17 protein-coding genes are annotated in these 19,239 nt (G+C 63.7%); 9 read left to right on the top strand and 8 right to left on the bottom strand.

The window, feature by feature from the left end; translation table 11 throughout:
* Positions 1-4: 4 nt before the first annotated feature.
* Positions 5-964 (top strand): crotonase/enoyl-CoA hydratase family protein, encoded by a 960-nt coding sequence (locus EO245_RS09710; protein ID WP_234026869.1) that lies wholly within the window; start codon positions 5-7, stop codon positions 962-964.
* On the opposite strand, the gene zapE is transcribed toward EO245_RS09710, so the two are convergent.
* The 3 genes from zapE to EO245_RS09695 are packed head-to-tail and all read right to left on the bottom strand — an operon-like array spanning position 961 to position 3,314.
* Positions 961-2,079: a cell division protein ZapE gene (zapE, locus tag EO245_RS09705; RefSeq protein WP_128892737.1), complete on the bottom strand. Its 1,119-nt coding sequence runs from the start codon at positions 2,077-2,079 to the stop codon at positions 961-963. The two genes, EO245_RS09710 and zapE, sit on opposite strands and share 4 nt — an antisense overlap.
* The gene (locus EO245_RS09700; RefSeq protein ID WP_128892736.1) at positions 2,076-2,531 is read right to left on the bottom strand and encodes a PaaI family thioesterase; all 456 of its coding nucleotides are present in this window, start codon (positions 2,529-2,531) and stop codon (positions 2,076-2,078) included. The genes zapE and EO245_RS09700 overlap by 4 nt, the downstream gene beginning before the upstream one ends.
* Positions 2,532-3,314 (bottom strand): succinate dehydrogenase iron-sulfur subunit, encoded by a 783-nt coding sequence (locus EO245_RS09695; protein ID WP_128892735.1) that lies wholly within the window; start codon positions 3,312-3,314, stop codon positions 2,532-2,534. It abuts the gene before it with no gap.
* Between the two features lie 164 nt (positions 3,315-3,478).
* Here EO245_RS09695 and EO245_RS09690 point away from each other — a divergent pair, with 164 nt between their 5' ends.
* A complete protein-coding gene (locus EO245_RS09690) occupies positions 3,479-4,207 on the top strand; it encodes an SDR family NAD(P)-dependent oxidoreductase (RefSeq protein WP_128892734.1) in 729 nt (242 codons plus the stop codon).
* Here EO245_RS09690 and EO245_RS09685 read toward each other — a convergent pair.
* Together EO245_RS09685 and EO245_RS09680 are read right to left on the bottom strand one after the other, a co-directional pair.
* Positions 4,204-5,217 carry a phosphoribosylglycinamide synthetase gene (locus tag EO245_RS09685; RefSeq protein ID WP_128892733.1) on the bottom strand — a complete coding sequence of 338 codons (1,014 nt, stop codon included), beginning with the start codon at positions 5,215-5,217 and terminating at the stop codon, positions 4,204-4,206. The two genes, EO245_RS09690 and EO245_RS09685, sit on opposite strands and share 4 nt — an antisense overlap.
* A gap of 75 nt (positions 5,218-5,292) precedes the next feature.
* Complete coding sequence (locus EO245_RS09680) at positions 5,293-6,189, bottom strand: haloalkane dehalogenase (protein ID WP_128892732.1); 897 nt, start codon at positions 6,187-6,189, stop codon at positions 5,293-5,295.
* 63 nt (positions 6,190-6,252) lie between these two features.
* On the opposite strand from EO245_RS09680, the gene EO245_RS09675 reads away from it, so the two are divergent.
* A complete protein-coding gene (locus tag EO245_RS09675) occupies positions 6,253-6,888 on the top strand; it encodes a class I SAM-dependent methyltransferase (RefSeq protein ID WP_128892731.1) in 636 nt (211 codons plus the stop codon).
* Positions 6,889-6,957: 69 nt separating this feature from the next.
* Here EO245_RS09675 and EO245_RS09670 read toward each other — a convergent pair whose 3' ends face one another.
* Positions 6,958-9,642, bottom strand: coding sequence for a ribonuclease E/G (locus tag EO245_RS09670; RefSeq protein WP_128892730.1), 2,685 nt, complete (start codon positions 9,640-9,642; stop codon positions 6,958-6,960).
* A 432-nt stretch (positions 9,643-10,074) separates the two neighbouring features.
* On the opposite strand from EO245_RS09670, the gene EO245_RS09665 reads away from it, so the two are divergent.
* The 5 genes from EO245_RS09665 (at position 10,075) to EO245_RS09645 (ending at position 17,064) form a co-directional block, all read left to right on the top strand.
* Positions 10,075-10,947, top strand: coding sequence for an N-acetylmuramoyl-L-alanine amidase (locus EO245_RS09665; RefSeq protein ID WP_128892729.1), 873 nt, complete (start codon positions 10,075-10,077; stop codon positions 10,945-10,947).
* An 87-nt stretch (positions 10,948-11,034) separates the two neighbouring features.
* Entirely contained in the window at positions 11,035-13,539 is a 2,505-nt protein-coding gene (locus EO245_RS09660) for a penicillin-binding protein 1A (protein WP_128892728.1), read from the top strand.
* 87 nt (positions 13,540-13,626) lie between these two features.
* Complete coding sequence (prfB, locus tag EO245_RS09655) at positions 13,627-14,754, top strand: peptide chain release factor 2 (protein WP_128892727.1); 1,128 nt, start codon at positions 13,627-13,629, stop codon at positions 14,752-14,754.
* A 140-nt stretch (positions 14,755-14,894) separates the two neighbouring features.
* Positions 14,895-15,632, top strand: a complete 738-nt coding sequence (locus EO245_RS09650; protein WP_128892726.1) for a class I SAM-dependent methyltransferase — start codon at positions 14,895-14,897, stop codon at positions 15,630-15,632.
* A gap of 25 nt (positions 15,633-15,657) precedes the next feature.
* The gene (locus EO245_RS09645; RefSeq protein WP_128892725.1) at positions 15,658-17,064 is read left to right on the top strand and encodes a nitronate monooxygenase family protein; all 1,407 of its coding nucleotides are present in this window, start codon (positions 15,658-15,660) and stop codon (positions 17,062-17,064) included.
* 45 nt (positions 17,065-17,109) lie between these two features.
* Here EO245_RS09645 and EO245_RS09640 read toward each other — a convergent pair whose 3' ends face one another.
* The gene (locus EO245_RS09640) at positions 17,110-18,126 is read right to left on the bottom strand and encodes a D-glycerate dehydrogenase (RefSeq protein WP_128892724.1); all 1,017 of its coding nucleotides are present in this window, start codon (positions 18,124-18,126) and stop codon (positions 17,110-17,112) included.
* A gap of 91 nt (positions 18,127-18,217) precedes the next feature.
* Between EO245_RS09640 and EO245_RS09635 the strand changes: the two genes are divergently transcribed.
* A complete protein-coding gene (locus EO245_RS09635) occupies positions 18,218-18,688 on the top strand; it encodes an SH3 domain-containing protein (protein ID WP_128892723.1) in 471 nt (156 codons plus the stop codon).
* A gap of 54 nt (positions 18,689-18,742) precedes the next feature.
* On the opposite strand, the gene EO245_RS09630 is transcribed toward EO245_RS09635, so the two are convergent.
* Positions 18,743-19,162: a hypothetical protein gene (locus tag EO245_RS09630; protein ID WP_128892722.1), complete on the bottom strand. Its 420-nt coding sequence runs from the start codon at positions 19,160-19,162 to the stop codon at positions 18,743-18,745.
* Positions 19,163-19,239: the final 77 nt, after the last annotated feature.

Raw genomic sequence — 19,239 nt, 5'->3', positions numbered from 1 at the left:
GTCTATGGATCGAGTGGGGTCAGGGCTGGAAGAACGGGGCGCTGCCGAACTGGGCGGTGACGAACCGGTAATGCCGCTGGGTGACGAGAGCGAAGGCCTCGTCGTCGATCGCGCGCTGCCGGAAGGGCTTCCCCAACCGCTATTCGAACTCTCCGAACTCGATGTCCTCTACCAAGAGGAGCAGCAGGCTCTCTGGACCTTCATGCGTCCGGAAGGCCGGCCGAGCTTCACGCCGCCGATGCTGTCGGACTTCGAAAACTGGCAGAGCCTGATCGGCTCGCACTTCGGCCCGGGCAAGGTGCCGCTGCGCTATCTCATCCTCGGAAGCCGCGCTCCGGGCGTGTTCTGCTTCGGCGGGGACCTCGCGCTGTTCCAGAAGCTGATCCGCGAGCGCAACCGCGAAGGACTGGTGCATTACGGCCATCGCTGCTGTGAAATTCTGCACCGGAACATCAACACGCTCGACATCCCGATGCTGACGATCGGCCTCGTGCAGGGTGCAGCCCTCGGCGGCGGTTTCGAGGCACTGCTGTCGTTCGACTACATCGTGGCCGAACGGAGCGCGACTTTCGGCCTCCCGGAAATCATGTTCGGCCTCTTCCCCGGGATGGGCGCCCATGCGCTTCTCTCGCGCAAGCTGGGCAGCGCCGCGGCCGACCGGATCATCGTTTCTAACGAGACTTACACTGCCGAGCAGCTTCACGAGCTGGGGCTGGTGCACTGCCTGGCCGAAGATGGTGAGGGCATCGAGGCGTGCCGCGATTTCATCAAGAAGTCGGAGCGTCGCCACACCGGCCTCGTCAATGCGCGCAAGGCGATGAAGGTGTCGTGGGATCTCGAGCTTGAGGAGCTCACCCGCATCACCGAAATCTGGGCCGATGCTGCGCTCCAGCTGCGCGAGCAGGACCTGAAGATCATGAACCGGCTGACCAGCGCGCAGCAGCGCCTCGCGAACGCCGCCTAGCTTTCGGTCCCGTGGCCGAGTGCCATGTAATCGTCGCTCTGCATTTCCATCAGGCGGCTGACCGTCCGTTCGAACTCGAAGCTGCCGTCGCCTGCCTGGTATAGCTGTTCAGGCTCTGCTGCGGCAGTCGCGAACAGCTTCACGCGATGCTCGTAGAGCGCGTCGATCAGCGTGACGAAACGTGCGGCCTCGTTGCGGTCTTCCGGTCCCATCTGCGGGATGCCGACGAGAATGACCGTGTGGTAATTCCTTGCAATCGCGAGATAATCGCTCGCGCCGCGCGCTTCGCTGCATAGACGCTTGAAGCTGAAGACAGCGACGCCCTTGAGCGATTTCGGCACGTGGATCGTCCTGCTCCCGCCGACATCCAGTTCCGCCGATGGAACGTGGGCGGCGTCTTCCGGTTCGAAATCGGTCAGGCGAAAGAAGGCCTCGCGCACTGCCGCAGTCGCCTCGTCGCCAAGCGGGGTGTGCCAGCTCTCGATGCCGGCCAGGCGTTCGAGGCGATAATCGACAGGCCCATTGAGCGGCAGGACGTCGGTCTTTTCCTCGATCAGGTCGATGAAGGGCAGGAAATGCTCGCGGTTGAGGCCGTCCTTGTAGAGGTCCTGCGGCGGGCGGTTCGAAGTGGTCACGACGGTCACGCCCTTGTCGACGATCAGCGCACGGAACAGACGGCTCATGATCATTGCGTCCGCGCTGTTGTTCACCACCATCTCGTCGAAAGCGAGGCAGCGAATGTCCTGCGCCAGCCTGTCCGCAGTGGGCGGGATCGGGTCGCCGGATTCCGACTTGCGCTCTTCGCGCAGGATGCCGTGGACCTCTTGCATGAACGCGTGGAAATGGACGCGCCGCTTGCGGTCTATCTGCAGCGTGTCGTGAAACAGGTCCATCAGCATGGATTTCCCACGCCCGACGCCGCCCCACATGTAGATACCCTTCGGCGCATCCGGTCTGCCCTTGAGCGCCCGCCAAAGGATGCTCCCGCGCTTCGGCACGGATTCGAGTTCGCCTTGGAGCTGTTCGAGACGCGTTGCGGCAGCTTCCTGTTCGCGATCGGGCCTCAATTCGCCGTTCGCGACGAGTTCGCGGTAGCGTTCGAGGACGCCGCTCATCGCGGCAGGAACTTGCGCACTATGCCGGAATAGGCCGCGACGACATTATCGTCCTGCTCGACCGTGCCGCGCACGAACACCAGCTTGCCCGTCTCGCGCATGATCTCGGTCACCGCGTCGAGCGGCTTGGTGGGATCGCCGCCCCCGGTGAACTGGGTGGAAAGCTCGAGCGTCACGGACGGGCCGGCATTGCCGCTGCCGAGCGTGTGCATCGTCGTGAACATCGAGATGTCGATGAGCGAGAGCGTCACCGCGCCGTGGATGATACCCTGCAGGTTCTCGTGCTTGCGCTCCGGGAACATGCGCAGGCGGCACTTGTCGCCTTCGACGCGGGTGATGAGCTTACCCATCACCGCGCCGTTGAAGAGCGTCGGGTCCTTGAGATTCCAGTTGCGCCAACCCGGATAATCCGGATCGGGAGAGTGGTCGAAAACCTCTTCGGAAAGAGCCACTTAGATTTCGCGCTCGGCCATCATCTTCTTGGTTTCGGCGATAGCCTTCGCCGGCGAAAGGCCCTTGGGGCAGACATTCGCGCAGTTCATGATGGTGTGGCAACGATAGAGGCGGAAGGGGTCTTCCAGCTGGTCGAGGCGCTCACCGGTCATCTCGTCGCGGCTGTCGGCCAGCCAACGATAGGCCTGCAGCAGGATGGCCGGGCCGAGGAACTTGTCGGAGTTCCACCAGTAGCTCGGGCAAGAGGTTGAGCAGCAAGCGCATAGGATGCACTCGTAAAGGCCGTCGAGCTTCTCGCGCTGTTCGGGCGACTGGAGGCGTTCCTTGCCGCTCGGCGTCGGGGTGACGGCCTGCAGCCATGGACGGATCGAGGCATATTGCGCGTAGAAATGCGTGAAATCCGGGACAAGGTCCTTGATCACTTCCATGTGCGGTAGCGGCGTGATGCGCACTTCGCCCTTGAGGTCCTCGATAGCGGTGGTGCAGGCGAGGCCGTTCTTGCCGTTCATGTTCATCGAGCACGAACCGCAAATCCCTTCGCGGCAGGAGCGGCGGAAGGTCAGCGTCGGGTCGACTTCGTTCTTGATCTTGAAAAGCGCGTCGAGGACCATCGGGCCGCAATCGTCGAGATCGATCTCGAACGTGTCGTAACGCGGGTTCTCGCCGCTGTCGGGATCGTAGCGGTAGATCTTGAATTTCTTCACCTTCCCCGCGCCATCGGCTTTGTGGGTTCGGCCCTTGCCGGTGATCTTCGAGTTCTTGGGAAGGGTGAAGGTCGCCATGATCAATCGAGTCCTGTTGCTGGTTGCCACCTATCTAGCGCCTCGGGCGCATAGGGCAAGGCGGCGGATGTTGAGAGATTTGCCATTGCGATTGCCGCGATTTCATCACCAAGCGGCGTGCGAGCCGTCCGGAACTTGTGTGTGGCGTGCAGCGTCTTGTTGCCATGAATGATGAACGCGGGATCTGGCCGGAAACGGCTGTCGTCTTCGGGGCTAGCGGCGGCATCGGGCGTGCACTGGGTGATGCCCTCGAAGCGCGTGGCTGCAACGTATGGCGCGGCGGACGCTCGTTGAGGGACGACCCCGAAGGTCGCACTTTCCGCTTCGATTTCTCTGATGAGCAGACACTCTCGGACATTGCGGCGAAGCTGAAAGACGTTTCCCCTCAACTGGTTATTGTCGCGACCGGCGTGCTTACGCTGGATGACGGCACGGGGCCGGAAAGAAGCTACAAGCGGCTCGATGCGGCTACCATGGCGGAGGTCTTGCGCATCAATACCATCGGCCCTGCGCTGGTCGCCAAGCACATGCTCCCGCTGCTGCCACGTGACCGTCGCTGCGTGTTCGCGGCGCTATCGGCCCGCGTCGGGTCGATCGGCGACAACGGTCTTGGTGGCTGGCATTCCTACCGGGCGAGCAAGGCTGCGCTCAACATGCTGCTCATGAACTTCGCAATCGAGCTCGGCCGCACGCATGACGAAGGCATCGTCGTGGGCCTGCACCCGGGCACGGTCGACACGGCGTTGAGCGAACCCTTCCAGTCCGGCCTGCCCGAAGGCCAGCTGACCACGCCGGAGGATGCCGCGTCGAACCTGCTCGCCGTCATCGACGCCCTAGGCCCCGATGACAGCGGCAAGGTTTTCGACTGGAAGGGCGAGCGGATCCCCGATTAGGAGATCAGCGCGTTCCGGCGCCAGCTCTCGGCGAGCAGCGTTTCGAGCAGATCGGCATGGCTGAACCCGGCATAGCTTGCCGCCTTCGCCATGACCTTTTCGGACCACAGGTTGCAGTTGAGGTTGATCTCGATGAAGTTGATGTCACCGGTCTTCAGGTCGACGCGGAACTCGATCCGGCCATAGTCGAAGGGCACGAATTCCTGTGCGACCTTCTTCGCCATCTCGGTGATTTTCGGCGCGAATTCAGGGTGTTCGAAGGTCTTGAGCGCGGCCTTTTCGGTGTTCTGCACGAGATCGCGCTTTTCGTAATAGGTCCACAGCTTCTGCGTGTCCTCGCGCTCGTACCACAGCATCGGCAGGGCGATCGGCTCGTCCTTGATGGTGATGAAGGCGCACTGCACGTCGTAACCGTCGAGATAGGGCTCGACGATGGCATCGTGGCCTTGGCCATGGATGTCGGCGATCGCGTTGGTCACGCCGTTCCAGTCGAAGGCGTCGGAGATGCCCCAGCTTGCCGAGGATGCATTCGGCTTGATGACCCAGCGACCATCGGGCGAGGGCGGCAGGTCCTTCTCGAGCACCGGAGCGCCCTTGCGGTAGCAGAACCACGGGGCCGTCGGGACGCCGGCATGGGTGCAGACCAGCTTGGACACCGACTTGTCGTCGCCCAGTCCGCGCAGGAACGGCATTGCGCCGAGGTAAGGGATGCGGTGCATGTTGCACAGGATCGGGATCAGCATCTCGCTGTTCACGAAGCCGCCGCGGTTGAGCAGCGGGAAAACGAAATCGACATCGGGACGCTCGAACAATACCTTGTAGGTGTTCGCGAGTTCGAGGTTCAGGCCGAGGTTCTCCAGCGTCGTGCGGACCTCGTGGTGGTAGATGGCGTGGTTGCCGTCTTCCGGGTGCATACCGCCGCCCCACAGCACGTGCTTGGCCATGAACAGCAGGCGGACCCGCTCCTTGGCTTCGTCAGGAATGCGCAGCGGTTCGATGGCAGTAGTCATAGTCGGTCCCGGTTCTGGAATTGAACCGATGCCAATAGTGCCAATGCTGCGCTGCGAAAAGTGAAAAGCTTGCGTCTAGACGCCCGCGCGCTTCGCCGTGTCGAGGATTGCCGAGACGAACCCCGCCGGATCGTCTTCCTGGATGAAGTGCCCGCCGGACAGCTTGCGATGCAGCGGATTGTCCTTCGCGCCGGCGACCCGGTCGACGAAGGCCGCTTCACCGCCCCGCGTGATCGGGTCCTTGTCGCTGAAGCAGCAGGTGAAGGGACCCTCGAATTTCTCGAGCACCTTCCATGCTTCGAGCTGGTCGGGAACCGCAACATTGTCGCCCAAGGGGACGAGCGAGGGGAAAATGCGCGCACCCGCCTTGCTCGCACGGGTGTCGTAGGGAGCATCGTAGGCGGCGACTTCGGCGTCGCTCAGCTTGGTCGTCGTCGCGCGCTGGATGATCCCGCCGATCGGGAAGACCGGGCTGTATTTCGAAAAGCTGCGCCATTTCGCAAAGGCCGGGGGCGGGTCCTGCCCGGCGGGGAGCCCTCCGTTCGACAGGACGACACCGGCAAAGCGGTCGGGCATCGCCGCGACGAGGCGCAAGCCGACGAGTGAACCCCAGTCCTGGCAGGCGAGAACGACATTGCGCAGGCCCATCGCTTCGAACCATTCGCGCATCCATGCGACGTGGAGGGCATAGGTGTAGTCGCTTTTGGCGGTAGGCTTGTCCGACTTGCCGAACCCGATGAGGTCGGGCGCTAGCACGCGGTAGCCCGCCTCGACCACGGGGCCGATCATCTTGCGATAGAGGAAGCTCCAGCTCGGCTCGCCGTGCATCATCAGAACCGGCGTCGCATCGCGCGGCCCTTCGTCGACGTAATGGAGGCGCAGCCCACCCTCGAGGATGTGGTAGCGCGGGTCGAACGGATAATCCGGGATATCGGCGAACCGCTCGTCTGGCGTGCGATGTACCTTGCCCATGGTCAGTCCCCTCTCCGCGGCCTATCATGCCGCGAAGGTCGCGAAAGGGAAGGGGAAAAAGCCATGGGCCTAGCAAGCTGGTGGGACGCCCACGGGGTGCCGCGCGTGATCAAATTCGCCTGCGGAATGCCTGCAATCATGAAATTGCGGTCCAAGGTCGTACCGCTCGCGCAAGGCGAAGTGTTCGAACTCGGCTGCGGCGGCGGGATCAACCAGCAGTTCTACCGAGCTGACGCGATCACCCGCTACGCGGGCATAGACCCGGGCGGAAAGCTGCTGGAATACGCCCGCGCGGAGGCGGAAAAGAAGGGCTGGAAGGCCGACATCCGCGACGGCATCGGCGAAGATATTCCCTTCGAGGACAACAGCTTCGACACGGTGGTCTGCACCTACACCATGTGTTCGGTTCAGGACCAGGCGCAGGTGGTGAAGGAAATGCGCCGCATCCTGAAGCCAGGGGGCAAGCTGCTGTTTCTCGAACACGGCCGCGCGCCGGACACCAAAGTCGCGCGGTTCCAGGACCGGCTCGAACCTTTCTGGAAGCCTTTCGCAGGCGGTTGCCACCTGACAAGGCCGGTCACTACGGCAGTTACCGCCGGCGGGTTCGAAGTCGAGCCGATGGGCGCGAGCTATCTGCCCAAGACGCCGAAGTCGATCGGATGGAACGAGTGGGGCGTCGGCATCAAGGCCGGGTCGTGATGCGCCCATGAAAAAGGCCCCCCGACGGTGAAGTCGGAGGGCCTTTTCTCGATTTGGGCGCCCTAGGGCTTATTCGCCGAAGGTGCGCTGCCACCAGCCGCGACGCGGTTTGCCGTCGTCGTCTTCGGAGCCTGCATCCGCTGCTGCCTCGGCAGTCTGCGGAGCATCGTCCGGGCCGGCCACGACGGCCATATCTTCCTTGACCTGTTCGGCAACGGCCTCGGCAGCTGCCGCGGGCTCCTCAGCCTTCTTGCGGCGAGTGCGCTTCTTGGGCTGTTCCTCGGCCTCAGGCTCGGCCTTCGCTTCCTCGGCGGGAGCTTCATCAGCCTTTTTGCGACGGGTGCGCTTCTTGGGCTTTTCCTCAGCGTCGGCTTCGGCTTCGGCTTTGGCCTCCGGCTCTGCGGGAGCTTTTTCTTCAGCCTTGGCCTTGCGCTTGCGCGGCTTGCGCTTGGGCTTTTCTTCCTCGGCTACCGCTTCGGCGGTTTCGGGAGAATCGTCGGGACCGGCAACGACGGCCATGTCTTCCTTGACCTGCTCCGCGACCTCTTCGAGCCCTTCCGCGCCCTCGGTCACGTTCTCGGCATCGTCCTTCTTGCGACCGCGGCCACCACGACGTCCGCGACCACCGCGACGACGCTTCTTCTTCGGCTTCTCGTCGCCATCGTCATCCGATGCGTGATCGGTTTCGTCCGAGCTGTCCTCATCGGTGTCGTCCGACGAATCGTCACGGTCGGCATCCTTGTTCTTGTTGCGGCCACGGCCACCACGACGACGACGGCGCTTCTTCTTCGGCTTGTCGTCCTCGTCCTCATCGAAGTCGGTGACGTCGTCGTCATCCTCTTCATCGTCGACGATCGGATCGAACTTCGGAGCTTCCGCCGGTCGAGGGCCGGAGGAACCGACGCTCATCTTCGCGCCTTCGTCCTCGCCTTCCGGCACGACTTCCACCGTGACGTTGTAGCGGTCCTCGATTTCCTGCAGGTCGCCGCGCTTGGCGTTGAGCAGGTAGATCGCCGCTTCGGTGCTTGCGGCGAGGCGGATGATCGTGCCTTTGCCTTTGGCCGCTTCGTCCTCGATCAGGCGCAGCGCCGAAAGGCCAGCGCTCGATGCGGTGCGAACGAGGCCGGTGCCGTCGCAATGCGGACAGTCGCGCGTGGTCGCTTCGAGGACGCCGGTGCGAAGGCGCTGGCGGCTCATTTCCATCAGGCCGAAGCCGGAAATGCGACCGACTTGGATACGCGCGCGGTCGTTCTTGAGCGCGTCCTTCATCGCGCGCTCGACCTTACGAATGTTGGAGTTGTACTCCATGTCGATGAAGTCGATCACGACGAGCCCGGCCATGTCGCGCAGGCGCAGCTGGCGGGCGATCTCCTTGGCCGCTTCGAGGTTGGTCGCGAGCGCAGTCTGCTCGATCCCGTGTTCCTTGGTCGAACGGCCCGAGTTGATGTCGATCGAGACCAGCGCCTCGGTCGGGTTGATGACGAGATAGCCGCCCGACTTGAGCTGGACTACCGGGTCGTACATCGCTCGCAGCTGGTCTTCCGCGCCGTAACGCTGGAACAGCGGCACCGGGTCGGAATAGGCTTTCACGCGGCGCGCATGGCTCGGCATGAGGAGCTTCATGAAGGCCTTGGCCGACTTGTAGCCTTCCTCACCCTCGACGACGACTTCCTCGATGTCACGGTTGTAGATGTCGCGGATCGCGCGCTTGATCAGGTCGCTGTCGGAATGGATCAGTGACGGGGCTGCCGATGACAGTGTCCGCTCGCGGATCTCGTCCCACAGGCGGGCGAGATAGTCGAAGTCGCGCTTGATCTCGGTCTTGGTGCGGCTGAGGCCCGCGGTGCGGACGATCAGGCCCATTGTCCGGGGCAGCTTGAGGTCGGAGACGACCTGTTTGAGGCGCTTGCGGTCGTTCGCGCTCGAAATCTTGCGGCTGATACCGCCGCCGTGCGAGCTGTTCGGCATGAGCACGGTGTAACGGCCCGCGAGGCTGAGATAGGTGGTGAGGGCAGCGCCCTTATTGCCACGCTCTTCCTTCACGACCTGGACGAGCAGCACCTGGCGGCGCTGGATGACGTCCTGGATCTTGTAGCGGCGACGCAGCGCCTGGCGACGGGCGCGGACTTCGTCCACTTCCTTCGCGCGGCTGCGACCACCCTTGCCCTGGCGGCGACGGCCACGGCCGCGACGCTTGGACTTGGACTTGTCGCCATCGTCGTCGGAAGCTTCGGCGTCGTCTTCGTCGTCGCCGTCGTCATCCTCGTCGTCTTCGTCGCTGTCGAGCTGGCCTTCCTCGATCGTGGCGACCTTGTCCTTTTCGGAGGTGTCGATCTCTTCGACGCCGTCCTCGGCCAGGTCTTCGGCGAGAGCTTCGCCCGATTCTTCGTCCTCGGCGTCGTATTCCTCGCCGGGCATTTCGCCGCGCTCTTCTTCTTCGGCACGCAGGCGGGCTTCTTCTTCGGCCGCAGCTGCTTCCTCGGCGAGGAGCGCTTCGCGGTCTTCCTTGGGAATCTGGTAGTAGTCGGGGTGGATTTCGCTGAAAGCGAGGAAACCGTGGCGATTGCCACCGAAGTCGACGAAGGCGGCCTGCAGCGAGGGTTCGACCCTCGTCACCTTGGCCAGATATATATTCCCCTTGATCTGCTTGTGTTCAGCAGATTCGAAGTCAAACTCCTCGATCCGGTTCCCTTTGAGCACCGCCACCCGGGTTTCTTCCGGGTGGCGCGCATCGATAAGCATGCGCGTTGCCATGTAAATTTCTCCGGACGCCGCTCATCGCTTTGAGTGGTGCGTTTCGCGCGCGTCTATCTGTGTGAAGGCCGCTTCCCGTGCTGGGCTGGGCGGCAATATCGAAACGCCCGGACGGTCTCATTCCTGCCGGGCGAAGTGATGTGTCTGCCGAGACGAGATCGCGCATTGCGTGCGCGGCCATGCCCGAAATCGCGACGAAGCGGCCCTGCGGCGGCATCGTTTCGATCGGGGAGGGGCTTCTCATTCTCTGCATCAACCTGTTGCGTGGCTTCGCCTTGGCGAAGCAGTCTCGGACCTCGCGCAACTCCCTGATTCCGCAAATATCGCTGCGGCGGGGTCGGCCGGTATCCGGTAGCAAAGCGCTAGCACCGTGGGTTTCGTGTAGCAACCATATTGCGCAATATGCTCGCAACACCGTAACCAAGGGGTGAAATGTCCGTTCGCCTGCAAATCTGGCTGATTTTCCTCGTCCCGGTGGCGATCGTGGGCGCGTTGGTCGGACTTGGCTGGACGATACCCATCCCGCATCTCGGTCGCGATTACGTCCTGAAGGTCATGCTGCCCGATGCCGGTTCGCCGGTCGACCTGCCCGAAGTGCTCGGCCCGCCGGACCGCTCGCGCCCGCTGGTGGTGATCGATCCGGGGCACGGCGGGAAAGACCCCGGCGCTTCGGGCGGCGGTTACCGCGAGAAAGACGTCGTCCTCGGCCTCGCCAAGGCCTTGCGTGACGAATTGCTGGCAGAAGGCGGGATCCGGGTGGCCCTGACCCGTGACGACGACACCTTCCTCGTCCTCGAGGAGCGGCCGGAGATCGCGCGGCGGCTCGATGCCGACCTGTTCATCTCGATCCACGCCGATTCCGCCGGCGAGAAAGGCGAGATCGGCGGGGCGAGCATCTACACATTGTCGAGCAAGGCATCGAGCGAGGCGGCGGCCCGCTTCGCCGAGCGCGAGAACAGTGCCGATGCGCAGCTGAACGGCGTGCGCCTCAACGGCCAGAGCGAGGAGGTCAGCAACATCCTCGTCGAATTGTCGCAGCGCCGCGTGCAGGAAACTTCGGACGAGTTCGCCGGTCTGATCACAAGGGAAGGCGGCGGCTCTCTGCGGTTCCACCCGCAGGCGCGCCGTTCGGCGACGCTGGCGGTACTGCGCGCTCCGGACGTGCCGGCGGTACTCTACGAATCGGGCTTCATCACCAACCGCGAGGATGCCGAACGGCTCGTTTCGCAGGAAGGTCGCGAGGAGTTCGCCGAGACCATGGGGCGGGCAATCCGCATCTTCTTCGCGCGCCAGTCCAACCAGTGACGCCGGACTGGTAATCGACAGCGACAGGGCAAAAGCACAAACGTTCTGTTCCGCGACAGAATTCCCGTGCTAAAGGCTCGCCCGATCATGGCAGAAAATACGCTTCAATCGATAAGCTACCGGATCAAGCGCGAAGCCAGCGGCATCGCGGCCTGGTTCCGCCGGATGTGGCAGGAGAAACGCTGGTTCCGTTTCGCTTCGGTGATCGGCGGGGTTTTCACGCTGCTTTTCATCGTGCTGTTCATCGTTCTCACGCGTAACCTGCCGGATGTCGAGACGCTGCGAGACTACGAACCGCCGCTGCCGACCGTTGTGCGCGGTGTCGATGGCGAGATCGTGCATACCTACGCCCGCGATCGCCGCGTCCAGCTGCAATATGCAGACTTTTCCGAGACGCTGATCGAGGCGTTTCTCGCAGCCGAGGACAAGACCTTCTTCAGCCATGGCGGTATCGATGCCGGCGGCCTGTTCGGCGCGGTGATCGACTATGTCAGCAAGATGGGCTCGGGCGAGCGGGCGGTCGGCGGTTCGACCATTACCCAGCAGGTCGCGAAGAACATCTTCCTGTCGAGCGAATACTCGGTCGTGCGCAAGCTGCGCGAGATGGTGCTGGCTCGCCGTATCGAAGGCGTGCTGACCAAGCAGGAAATCCTCGAACTCTATCTCAACGAGATACCGCTCGGTCGCCGCAGCTTCGGGGTGCAGGCAGCCGCGCGGGCCTATTTCGACAAGGATGCGGCAGACCTCGAACTGCATGAAGCCGCCTATCTGGCGACGCTTCCCAAGGCGCCGGAGACTTACAGCCGCGAGAAGAACTTCGGTCTCGCGCTCGAACGCCGTAACTTCATTCTCGACCAGATGGCCGCGAATGATTTCGTCACCGCTGCAGAAGCGTCGGCTGCGAAGGCCAAGCCGCTTGGTATCATTACCGGTCAGCGCCAGCCGCCGACGGTCGATGCGGGCTACTTCATGGAAGAGGTTCGCCGCCAGCTGCTCGAGGACTTCGGGGAAACTGCCGAAGACGGACCGAACAGCGTCTATGCAGGCGGCCTGTGGATCCGCACTTCGCTCGACCCGGAAATGCAGGCTGCGGCGCGCGATGCGCTGCGCGAAGGACTGCTGCGCTACCATGGCGGGCGCGGGTGGGGCGGTCCGATCGCGACGATCGATTTCGATGACGGCGACTGGGCGCAGCAGCTTGCAAGCTCCCCGCTCGGTATCAACTACAAGGGCTGGCGTGTCGGCGTCGTGACCGAACGCGACGGCCCGTCTGCGCGGATCGGTTTTGCCGACGGCGAGACTTTCCCGCTCAGCAACCTGCCCAATGCGCTCAAGCCGGGCGACGTGATCGCGGCAGAGCGCAGCGGCAGCACCTATCTGGTGCGTACCATTCCCGGCGCCTCGGGCGGCTTCGTCGCGCAGGATCCGCAGTCGGGCCGCGTGCTTGCAATGCAGGGCGGATTCGACAGCCGCCTCGGCTCGTTCAACCGCGCGACGCAGGCACAGCGCCAGCCGGGCTCGACGATCAAGCCCTTCGTCTACGCCACCGGGCTCGACAACGGCATGACGCCGTCAACGCAGATCGAGAACGGTTCCTACTGCTACTACCAGGGCTCAAACCTTGGCGAGAAATGCTTCCGTGGCGGCCGTGCGGGCGAATTCCCGATGCGCTACGGGCTCGAGCAGTCGCAGAACATCATGACCGTGCAGATCGCCATGCAGGCAGGCATGCCCAAGGTCATCGACACGTTCGAGGCGCTCGATATCGGCAGTTACGATCCCTATCCGGCATTTGCACTGGGTTCGGGCGAAACCACCGTCCTGAAGATGACCAATGCCTATTCGGCGTTGGCCAACCACGGACGGCTCAACAAGCCGACGCTGATCGATTACGTGCAGGATCGCCGTGGCAAGGTGATCTGGCGCGCCGACAACCGCCCGTGCGAGGGCTGCAACATGCCCGAGTGGGACGGCCAGCCCATGCCGCGCTTCGGCCTTACCGGCGAGCAGGCGATGGACCCGCGCACCGCCTACCAGGTGCTTCACATGCTCGAAGGAGTTATCGAGCGCGGAACCGGCACTGTGCTACGCGACCTCGAGCTGCCGATGTTCGGCAAGACCGGCACGACGACGGGCCCGAAGGACGTGTGGTTCGTCGGCGGTACGTCGGACGTCGTTGCCGGCGTCTACCTCGGCTACGACAACCCGCGTAACCTCGGCGGTTATGCGCAGGGCGGCACGGTCGCCGCGCCGATGATCAAGGCCTTTTTCCGCGACACGAAAAAGAAGCTGCGTGCCGAGCCGTTCGTGGCTCCGGCCGGTGTGCGCATGGTCCGCGTCGACCGTCGCTCGGGCAAGCAGGTCTTCGATGGCTGGCCGACCGACGATCCGCGCGCCGCGATCATCTGGGAAGCCTTCAAGCCCGATACCGAACCGCCGCGCTCGACCCGCCGCGACGAGATCGAGGCCAAGCGCAAGGAAATCCTCGCCCTGATCCGCCGCGGGCAGGAAGGTGCACGGTCGGAATCCGGGGAGGGCGACAATGGCCAGGCGCTCGAGGACTTTGTCGAGGAGCAGGGCGGCATTTACTGACGTCGTCCTAACCTCGCGTCCCACGGCTGCGGCTTTACAATCCTCGCCTGTCCGCTAAGCGGACCGCCACAATTTCGGAGACTTACCATGCGTGCCGAAGGGCAGGCCCACATCGACCGTATCGAAGCCGCGCTGCAACTCGTGCGCCAGTCGCTCGACTGGGAGCGCGCCCTGCGCCGTCTCGACGAGCTCAATGCACGTGTCCAGGACCCGACCCTGTGGGACGATCCCAAGGAAGCGCAGGCCGTGAGCCGCGAGCAGAAACAACTCGAAAACGCGGTCAATACGGTCAACGAAATCTCCAGCGAGATGTCCGACGCGGTCGAGTTCATCGAAATGGGCGAAGCCGAGGGCGACGAGGACATCGTTAACGACGGTCTTGCGAGCCTTGAGAAACTCGCCGAGCGTGCCGATGCCGACAAGGTCCAGGCACTGCTGTCGGGCGAGGCTGACGGGAACGATACCTATATCGAAATCCACGCTGGCGCCGGTGGTACGGAGAGCCAGGACTGGGCCGAGATGCTCTTCCGCATGTATGCCCGCTGGGCCGAACGGCGCGGCTTCAAGGTCGAGACGGTCGAATACCAGGCGGGCGACCAGGCCGGGATCAAGAGCGCGACGCTGCTGCTGAAGGGCGAGAACGCCTACGGCTATGCCAAGACCGAGAGCGGCGTCCACCGCCTCGTCCGCATCAGCCCCTACGACAGCTCGGCGCGACGCCACACCAGCTTCAGCTCGGTCTGGGTCTATCCGGTGATCGACGACGATATCGACATCGAAATCAACCCGGCGGACCTCAAGGTCGACACCTACCGCGCTTCGGGTGCGGGCGGACAGCACGTCAATACGACGGACTCCGCAATTCGCATCACCCACCAGCCGACCGGGATCGTCGTGGCGAGCCAGAACGACCGCAGCCAGCACAAGAACCGCGCGACCGCGATGAACATGCTCAAGGCCCGCCTGTTCGAACGCGAGATGGCGGAACGCGAGGCGGCGGCGTCTGGCGAATACCAGGAAAAGAGCGAGATCGGGTGGGGCCACCAGATCCGTTCCTACGTCCTGCAGCCGTACCAGATGGTGAAGGACCTGCGCACCGGCGTGACCTCCAGCTCGCCCGATGCGGTGCTGGACGGCGCGCTCGACCAGTTCATCTCCGCCGCGCTCGCGCAGCGCGTGACCGGCGAGCAGGTCGAAGTCGAAGACGTCGAGTAAGCGCGCGGCAAACGCTCGCTGAACAAGTGCCAATAGTTCCGGTCGGGGATCCGCTTCGAGGTGGATACGCAGCGCGCCTTTCCGGTGAATGCTGCATTTTGCCGTTTGAACGTCGCACCTGCGGCGATTAAGGCGGACCTATGAGCCGACTTCTCGCCTTGGGCCTGCTGGCAAGCTGCACCCTGTGTAGCTGCGACGCGATCGATTCCGGTCGGCCCGGCTCTGCGGTCGAATTCCCCAAACCCGACAGGCCGATTTCGGGCCTCGGCGCGACCGAGTTCTCGACCGAGACGGCGCGTGATAACCGCGGCGAGGCTGAGACGGTCATGACGCTCGCCGGCATCTCGCCGGGCATGAGCGTAGCCGATATCGGCGCGGGCGAGGGCTATTACACGGTGCGCCTCGCAGAACGCGTCGGCACGGAGGGCCGCGTTCTTGCGCAGGATATCGACCGGGAAGCGATCGGGCGCCTCGGCCAGCGTGTCGAGCGCGAGCGGTTCGACAATGTCTCGATCAAGCTCGGCGCGCCCGACGATCCGCGTCTGCCGACCGACAGTTTCGATCGCATCTTCCTCGTCCACATGTACCACGAGGTGGAGGAGCCCTACGCGTTTCTCTGGCGCCTGTGGCCTGCCGTGCGCGAGGACGGGCAGGTGATCGTGGTCGATGTCGATCGGCCGACCGACCAGCACGGGATCGATCCGCTGCTCCTTTCATGCGAGTTCGAACGCGTCGGCTTCGAGCTGATGGCCTTCAAGAACGCGCCGGAACTGGCGGGGTACTATGCACAGTTCAAACGAGCCGCTACGAGGCCCGAACCATCTGAAATAGAGCCTTGCCAGGGGTCGTCCGGCGGGGCCGGGGACGCAGCACCATAAGCTGCATTACAGGAATGGAAATATAATGAGTTTCAAGGGATTGAGCCCGATTATGTATGGCGGGCGAGAGGTTTGGCCGCTGATCGAGGGCGGGAAGGGCGTTTCGGCAACCAACCATGCGAGCTCGGGGGCCTGGGCAGCTGCCGGCGGTATCGGCACCGTCAGCGCGGTGAATGCCGACAGCTACGACGAAGACGGCAATCCGATCCCGCAGGTCTACCCGCAAGCGACCCGCAAGGAGCGTTTCGAACAGCTCGTGCGCTACGGCATCGACGGTGCGACCGAACAGGTGAAGCGCGCCTACGAAATCGCCGACGGCAAGGGCGCGATCAACATCAACGTGCTGTGGGAAATGGGCGGCGCGCAGCAGGTCCTCGAAGGCGTGCTGGAAAACTGCAAGGGCCTGATCACCGGCGTCACCTGCGGCGCGGGCATGCCCTACAAGCTGGCCGAGATCGCCCAGCGCTTCAACGTCCATTACCTGCCGATCATCAGCTCGGCCCGCGCCTTCCGCGCGCTGTGGAAGCGCAGCTATTCCAAGGTGCCGGAACTGATGGCTGCGGTCGTTTACGAGGACCCGTGGCTCGCCGGCGGGCACAACGGCCTGTCCAATGCCGAAGACCCCCGCAAGCCGGAGGATCCCTATCCCCGCGTGAAGGCGCTGCGCGACACTATGCGCGCCGAGGGCGTGTCGGAAGATACCGCAATCGTCATGGCCGGCGGCGTGTGGTTCCTGCGCGAATGGAACGACTGGATCGACAATCCCGAGCTCGGCAAGATCGCTTTCCAGTTCGGCACGCGCCCGCTGCTCACGCACGAGAGCCCGATCCCGCAGGTCTGGAAGGACATGCTGCGCACGGTCGAGCCGGGCGATGTGCTGCTGCACAAGTTCAGCCCGACGGGGTTCTATTCGAGCGCGGTGAAGACCCCGTTCCTCTATGACCTGATGCATCGCAGCGAGCGCCAGATCCCGATTTTCAAGCGCGACGAGGAAGAGGGCACCGTCCCTCTGTCCGACCACGGCAAGGCGAAGTATTTCTTCGTCCACCCGGGCGACCAGCGCAAGGCGCAGAGCTGGATGCACGAAGGCTTTACCGAAGCGCTCAAGACGCCGGACAACACGGTCGTCTTTGTCACTCCGGAAAGCGCGGAGCAGATCCGCGCCGACCAGCAGGGCTGCATGGGCTGCCTGTCGCACTGCCAGTTCTCGAGCTGGAAGGACCACGACGATCACACCACCGGCCGTCTCGCCGATCCGCGCAGCTTCTGCATCCAGAAGACCCTGCAGGACATCGCGCATGGCGGCGATCCGGACGAGAACCTCGCGTTTGCCGGGCATGCGGCATACCGCTTCAAGCAGGACCCGTTCTACTCGAACAACTTCACCCCGACGGTGAAGGAACTGGTCGACAGGATCCTGACCGGAGACTGATTTGGGGAAGGGCGGGGCGTAAAGCTCCGCCCTTTTTCTTTGGCCTCAGACCAGCGCGTCGAGCACCTGGTCGGGCGGGCGGTGACCGTCGGCCCAGAAACGGATGTTCGCGATCACCTTCTCGCCCGATGCCTCGCGCCCTTCGGCGGTAGCGCTGCCGATGTGCGGCAGGGTCATGACATTGGGCGAGCGAATAAGGCGCGGATCGACCTTCGGCTCCTGCGGATAGACGTCGAGACCCGCCCCGGCGAGATGGCCGCTCTCCAGCGCGGCAATCAACGCTTCCTGGTCGACGAGTTCGCCGCGAGCCGTGTTGATGAGGCACGCGCCCTTCTTCATCAGCCCGATGCGGCGCGCATCGAGCATACCGACCGTATCCTTGGTCGCCGGGCAATGCAGGCTGACTATGTCCGCTTCGGCGAGCAGGTCGTCGAGATTCTCGACATAGCGAGCCGCAAGCATGCGCTCGACAGCTTCGGGCAGCGGCTTGCGATTGTGATAGGCGATCTCGAGCCCGAAGGCGCGGGCACGGTGGGCGACGGCCTGACCGATCCGGCCCATGCCAACGATGCCGAGCACCTTGCCGCCGATCTTGCGGCCGAGCATCCCGGACGGGGCCCAGCCGGTCCACTTGCCGCTGCGAACGAGCTCGACGCCTTCGCGAATGCGGCGCGGAACCCCGATGATGCCGAGCATGGCGATATCCGCCGTGTCATCGGTGAACACGCCCGGCGTATTGGTCACCATGATGCCCTTGTCGCGCGCTGCCTTGAGATCGATGTGGTCGGTCCCGGCGCCGAAATTGGCAATCAGGCCGAGCCGGTCGCCGGCCCCTGCGATAAGTTCCGCATCGATCCGGTCGGTCACCGTCGGCACCAGCACGTCGCAATCCTGCATCGCCTGAGCAAGCTGTTCGCGGGTGAAAGGCTCGTCGGACGGGTTGAGCGAGGCGTCGTAAAGTTCGGCCATGCGCGTCTCGACCGAGGGCATCAAATGGCGCGTGACGATAACCCTGGGCTTTCCCTCGACCCGGCGGGTCGCGCTGTCGGTGACTACGGTCATGCAACAGGCGCTAGGCGCGCTTGGGGGTAAGGGTCAAGCATCGAGCTTTACGTGCTTGAAGAGGATCGCCCGCGCGGGCTATTTTCGCGGGATGTTCAAGCGATTCACCTTGCTCGTCGTTGCCGTATTCGCGACGCTCTCTGCTCCGCTTGCCGGGCAGGACCGCGACGTACCCTATTGGGCGACGATCGACACCGAAGAGCTCTACATGCGCGTCGGGCCGAGCCAGGAATACAAGATCGAGTGGGTCTACCGCCGCGACGGGCTGCCGCTGAAGGTGATCCGTGTCGTAGATGGGTGGCGTCTCGTGCGCGATCACGAGGGCGCCGAAGGCTGGGTGAACTCCAACCTGCTCAGCGCAACGCGCGGGGCGATCGTGGTTGGCGAGGGGCTTGCCGCCATGCGCGAAGCTCCGTCCGCCAATGCGAAGCTCAAGTGGAACGCCGAGCCGGGCGTGGTCGGCCGCCTGGGCGATTGCGAAGCTGGCTGGTGCGAATTCGACGTTGCCGGTCGCGAAGGCTGGGTACGGGCGGAGCGCCTGTGGGGAGCCGGAGAGCCCTGATACGAAAAAGGGCGACCCGCGGGCCGCCCTCTCTCATTCAATGCCGAAACGGCTTTACTCGGCCGCGGCTTCGCCCTCGGCAGCAGCAGCCGGAGTGACGGTCACGACTTCACCAGCGTCCGAAGTCGCGGTGAACGAACCGTCTTCGCCCGGAGCGCTTTCCGTCCAGCACATCTGGGTCGAACCTTCGGCGTTCAGCTTGAAGCACGTCTTGCCGTCGATCACCTGCCAGGTGCCTTCTTCGGCAGTACCGTCCGCGCCGGTGTCGACATAGGTGCCGTCGCCGTTGATCGTCGAAGTGCCGGTCGAACCATCGGCCATGGTGACGGTATAGGTTCCGGGCGGGGAACCGTTCGCCACGGTCATTTCCGCCGGTTCGGCTGCGACCGTTTCTTCGGTTGCAGGCGCTTCTGCCGGTTCCTGCTGGCAAGCCGCCAGAGCACCGACCGTTATCAAGAATACCGCTTTTTTCATTACCAATCTCCCCCAATGAAACTGCGGCCCGGGCGCGTGTGTATCACGCAACCGGGCCGACAGGAAATCGGAATGAT

This window comes from Erythrobacter sp. HKB08, from assembly GCF_004114695.1.
Lineage (GTDB): Bacteria > Pseudomonadota > Alphaproteobacteria > Sphingomonadales > Sphingomonadaceae > Parerythrobacter_A.
Note: the sequence above shows the minus strand (reverse complement) of the source record. Positions and strands in the feature narration are given on the sequence as shown.

What these genes read in the sequence shown, in the direction of transcription:
- EO245_RS09675 (WP_128892731.1), top strand. Translation starts at nt 6,253, where the DNA reads ATGGGCCTAGCAAGCTGGTGGGACGCCCACGGGGTGCCGCGCGTGATC.
- prfB (WP_128892727.1), top strand. Translation starts at nt 13,627, where the DNA reads ATGCGTGCCGAAGGGCAGGCCCACATCGACCGTATCGAAGCCGCGCTG.
- EO245_RS09710 (WP_234026869.1), top strand. Translation starts at nt 5, where the DNA reads ATGGATCGAGTGGGGTCAGGGCTGGAAGAACGGGGCGCTGCCGAACTG.
- EO245_RS09685 (WP_128892733.1), bottom strand. Translation starts at nt 5,217, where the DNA reads ATGACTACTGCCATCGAACCGCTGCGCATTCCTGACGAAGCCAAGGAG.
- EO245_RS09630 (WP_128892722.1), bottom strand. Translation starts at nt 19,162, where the DNA reads ATGAAAAAAGCGGTATTCTTGATAACGGTCGGTGCTCTGGCGGCTTGC.
- EO245_RS09680 (WP_128892732.1), bottom strand. Translation starts at nt 6,189, where the DNA reads ATGGGCAAGGTACATCGCACGCCAGACGAGCGGTTCGCCGATATCCCG.
- EO245_RS09695 (WP_128892735.1), bottom strand. Translation starts at nt 3,314, where the DNA reads ATGGCGACCTTCACCCTTCCCAAGAACTCGAAGATCACCGGCAAGGGC.
- EO245_RS09640 (WP_128892724.1), bottom strand. Translation starts at nt 18,126, where the DNA reads ATGACCGTAGTCACCGACAGCGCGACCCGCCGGGTCGAGGGAAAGCCC.
- EO245_RS09645 (WP_128892725.1), top strand. Translation starts at nt 15,658, where the DNA reads ATGAGTTTCAAGGGATTGAGCCCGATTATGTATGGCGGGCGAGAGGTT.
- EO245_RS09670 (WP_128892730.1), bottom strand. Translation starts at nt 9,642, where the DNA reads ATGGCAACGCGCATGCTTATCGATGCGCGCCACCCGGAAGAAACCCGG.
- EO245_RS09635 (WP_128892723.1), top strand. Translation starts at nt 18,218, where the DNA reads ATGTTCAAGCGATTCACCTTGCTCGTCGTTGCCGTATTCGCGACGCTC.
- EO245_RS09690 (WP_128892734.1), top strand. Translation starts at nt 3,479, where the DNA reads ATGAATGATGAACGCGGGATCTGGCCGGAAACGGCTGTCGTCTTCGGG.
- zapE (WP_128892737.1), bottom strand. Translation starts at nt 2,079, where the DNA reads ATGAGCGGCGTCCTCGAACGCTACCGCGAACTCGTCGCGAACGGCGAA.
- EO245_RS09665 (WP_128892729.1), top strand. Translation starts at nt 10,075, where the DNA reads ATGTCCGTTCGCCTGCAAATCTGGCTGATTTTCCTCGTCCCGGTGGCG.
- EO245_RS09650 (WP_128892726.1), top strand. Translation starts at nt 14,895, where the DNA reads ATGAGCCGACTTCTCGCCTTGGGCCTGCTGGCAAGCTGCACCCTGTGT.
- EO245_RS09660 (WP_128892728.1), top strand. Translation starts at nt 11,035, where the DNA reads ATGGCAGAAAATACGCTTCAATCGATAAGCTACCGGATCAAGCGCGAA.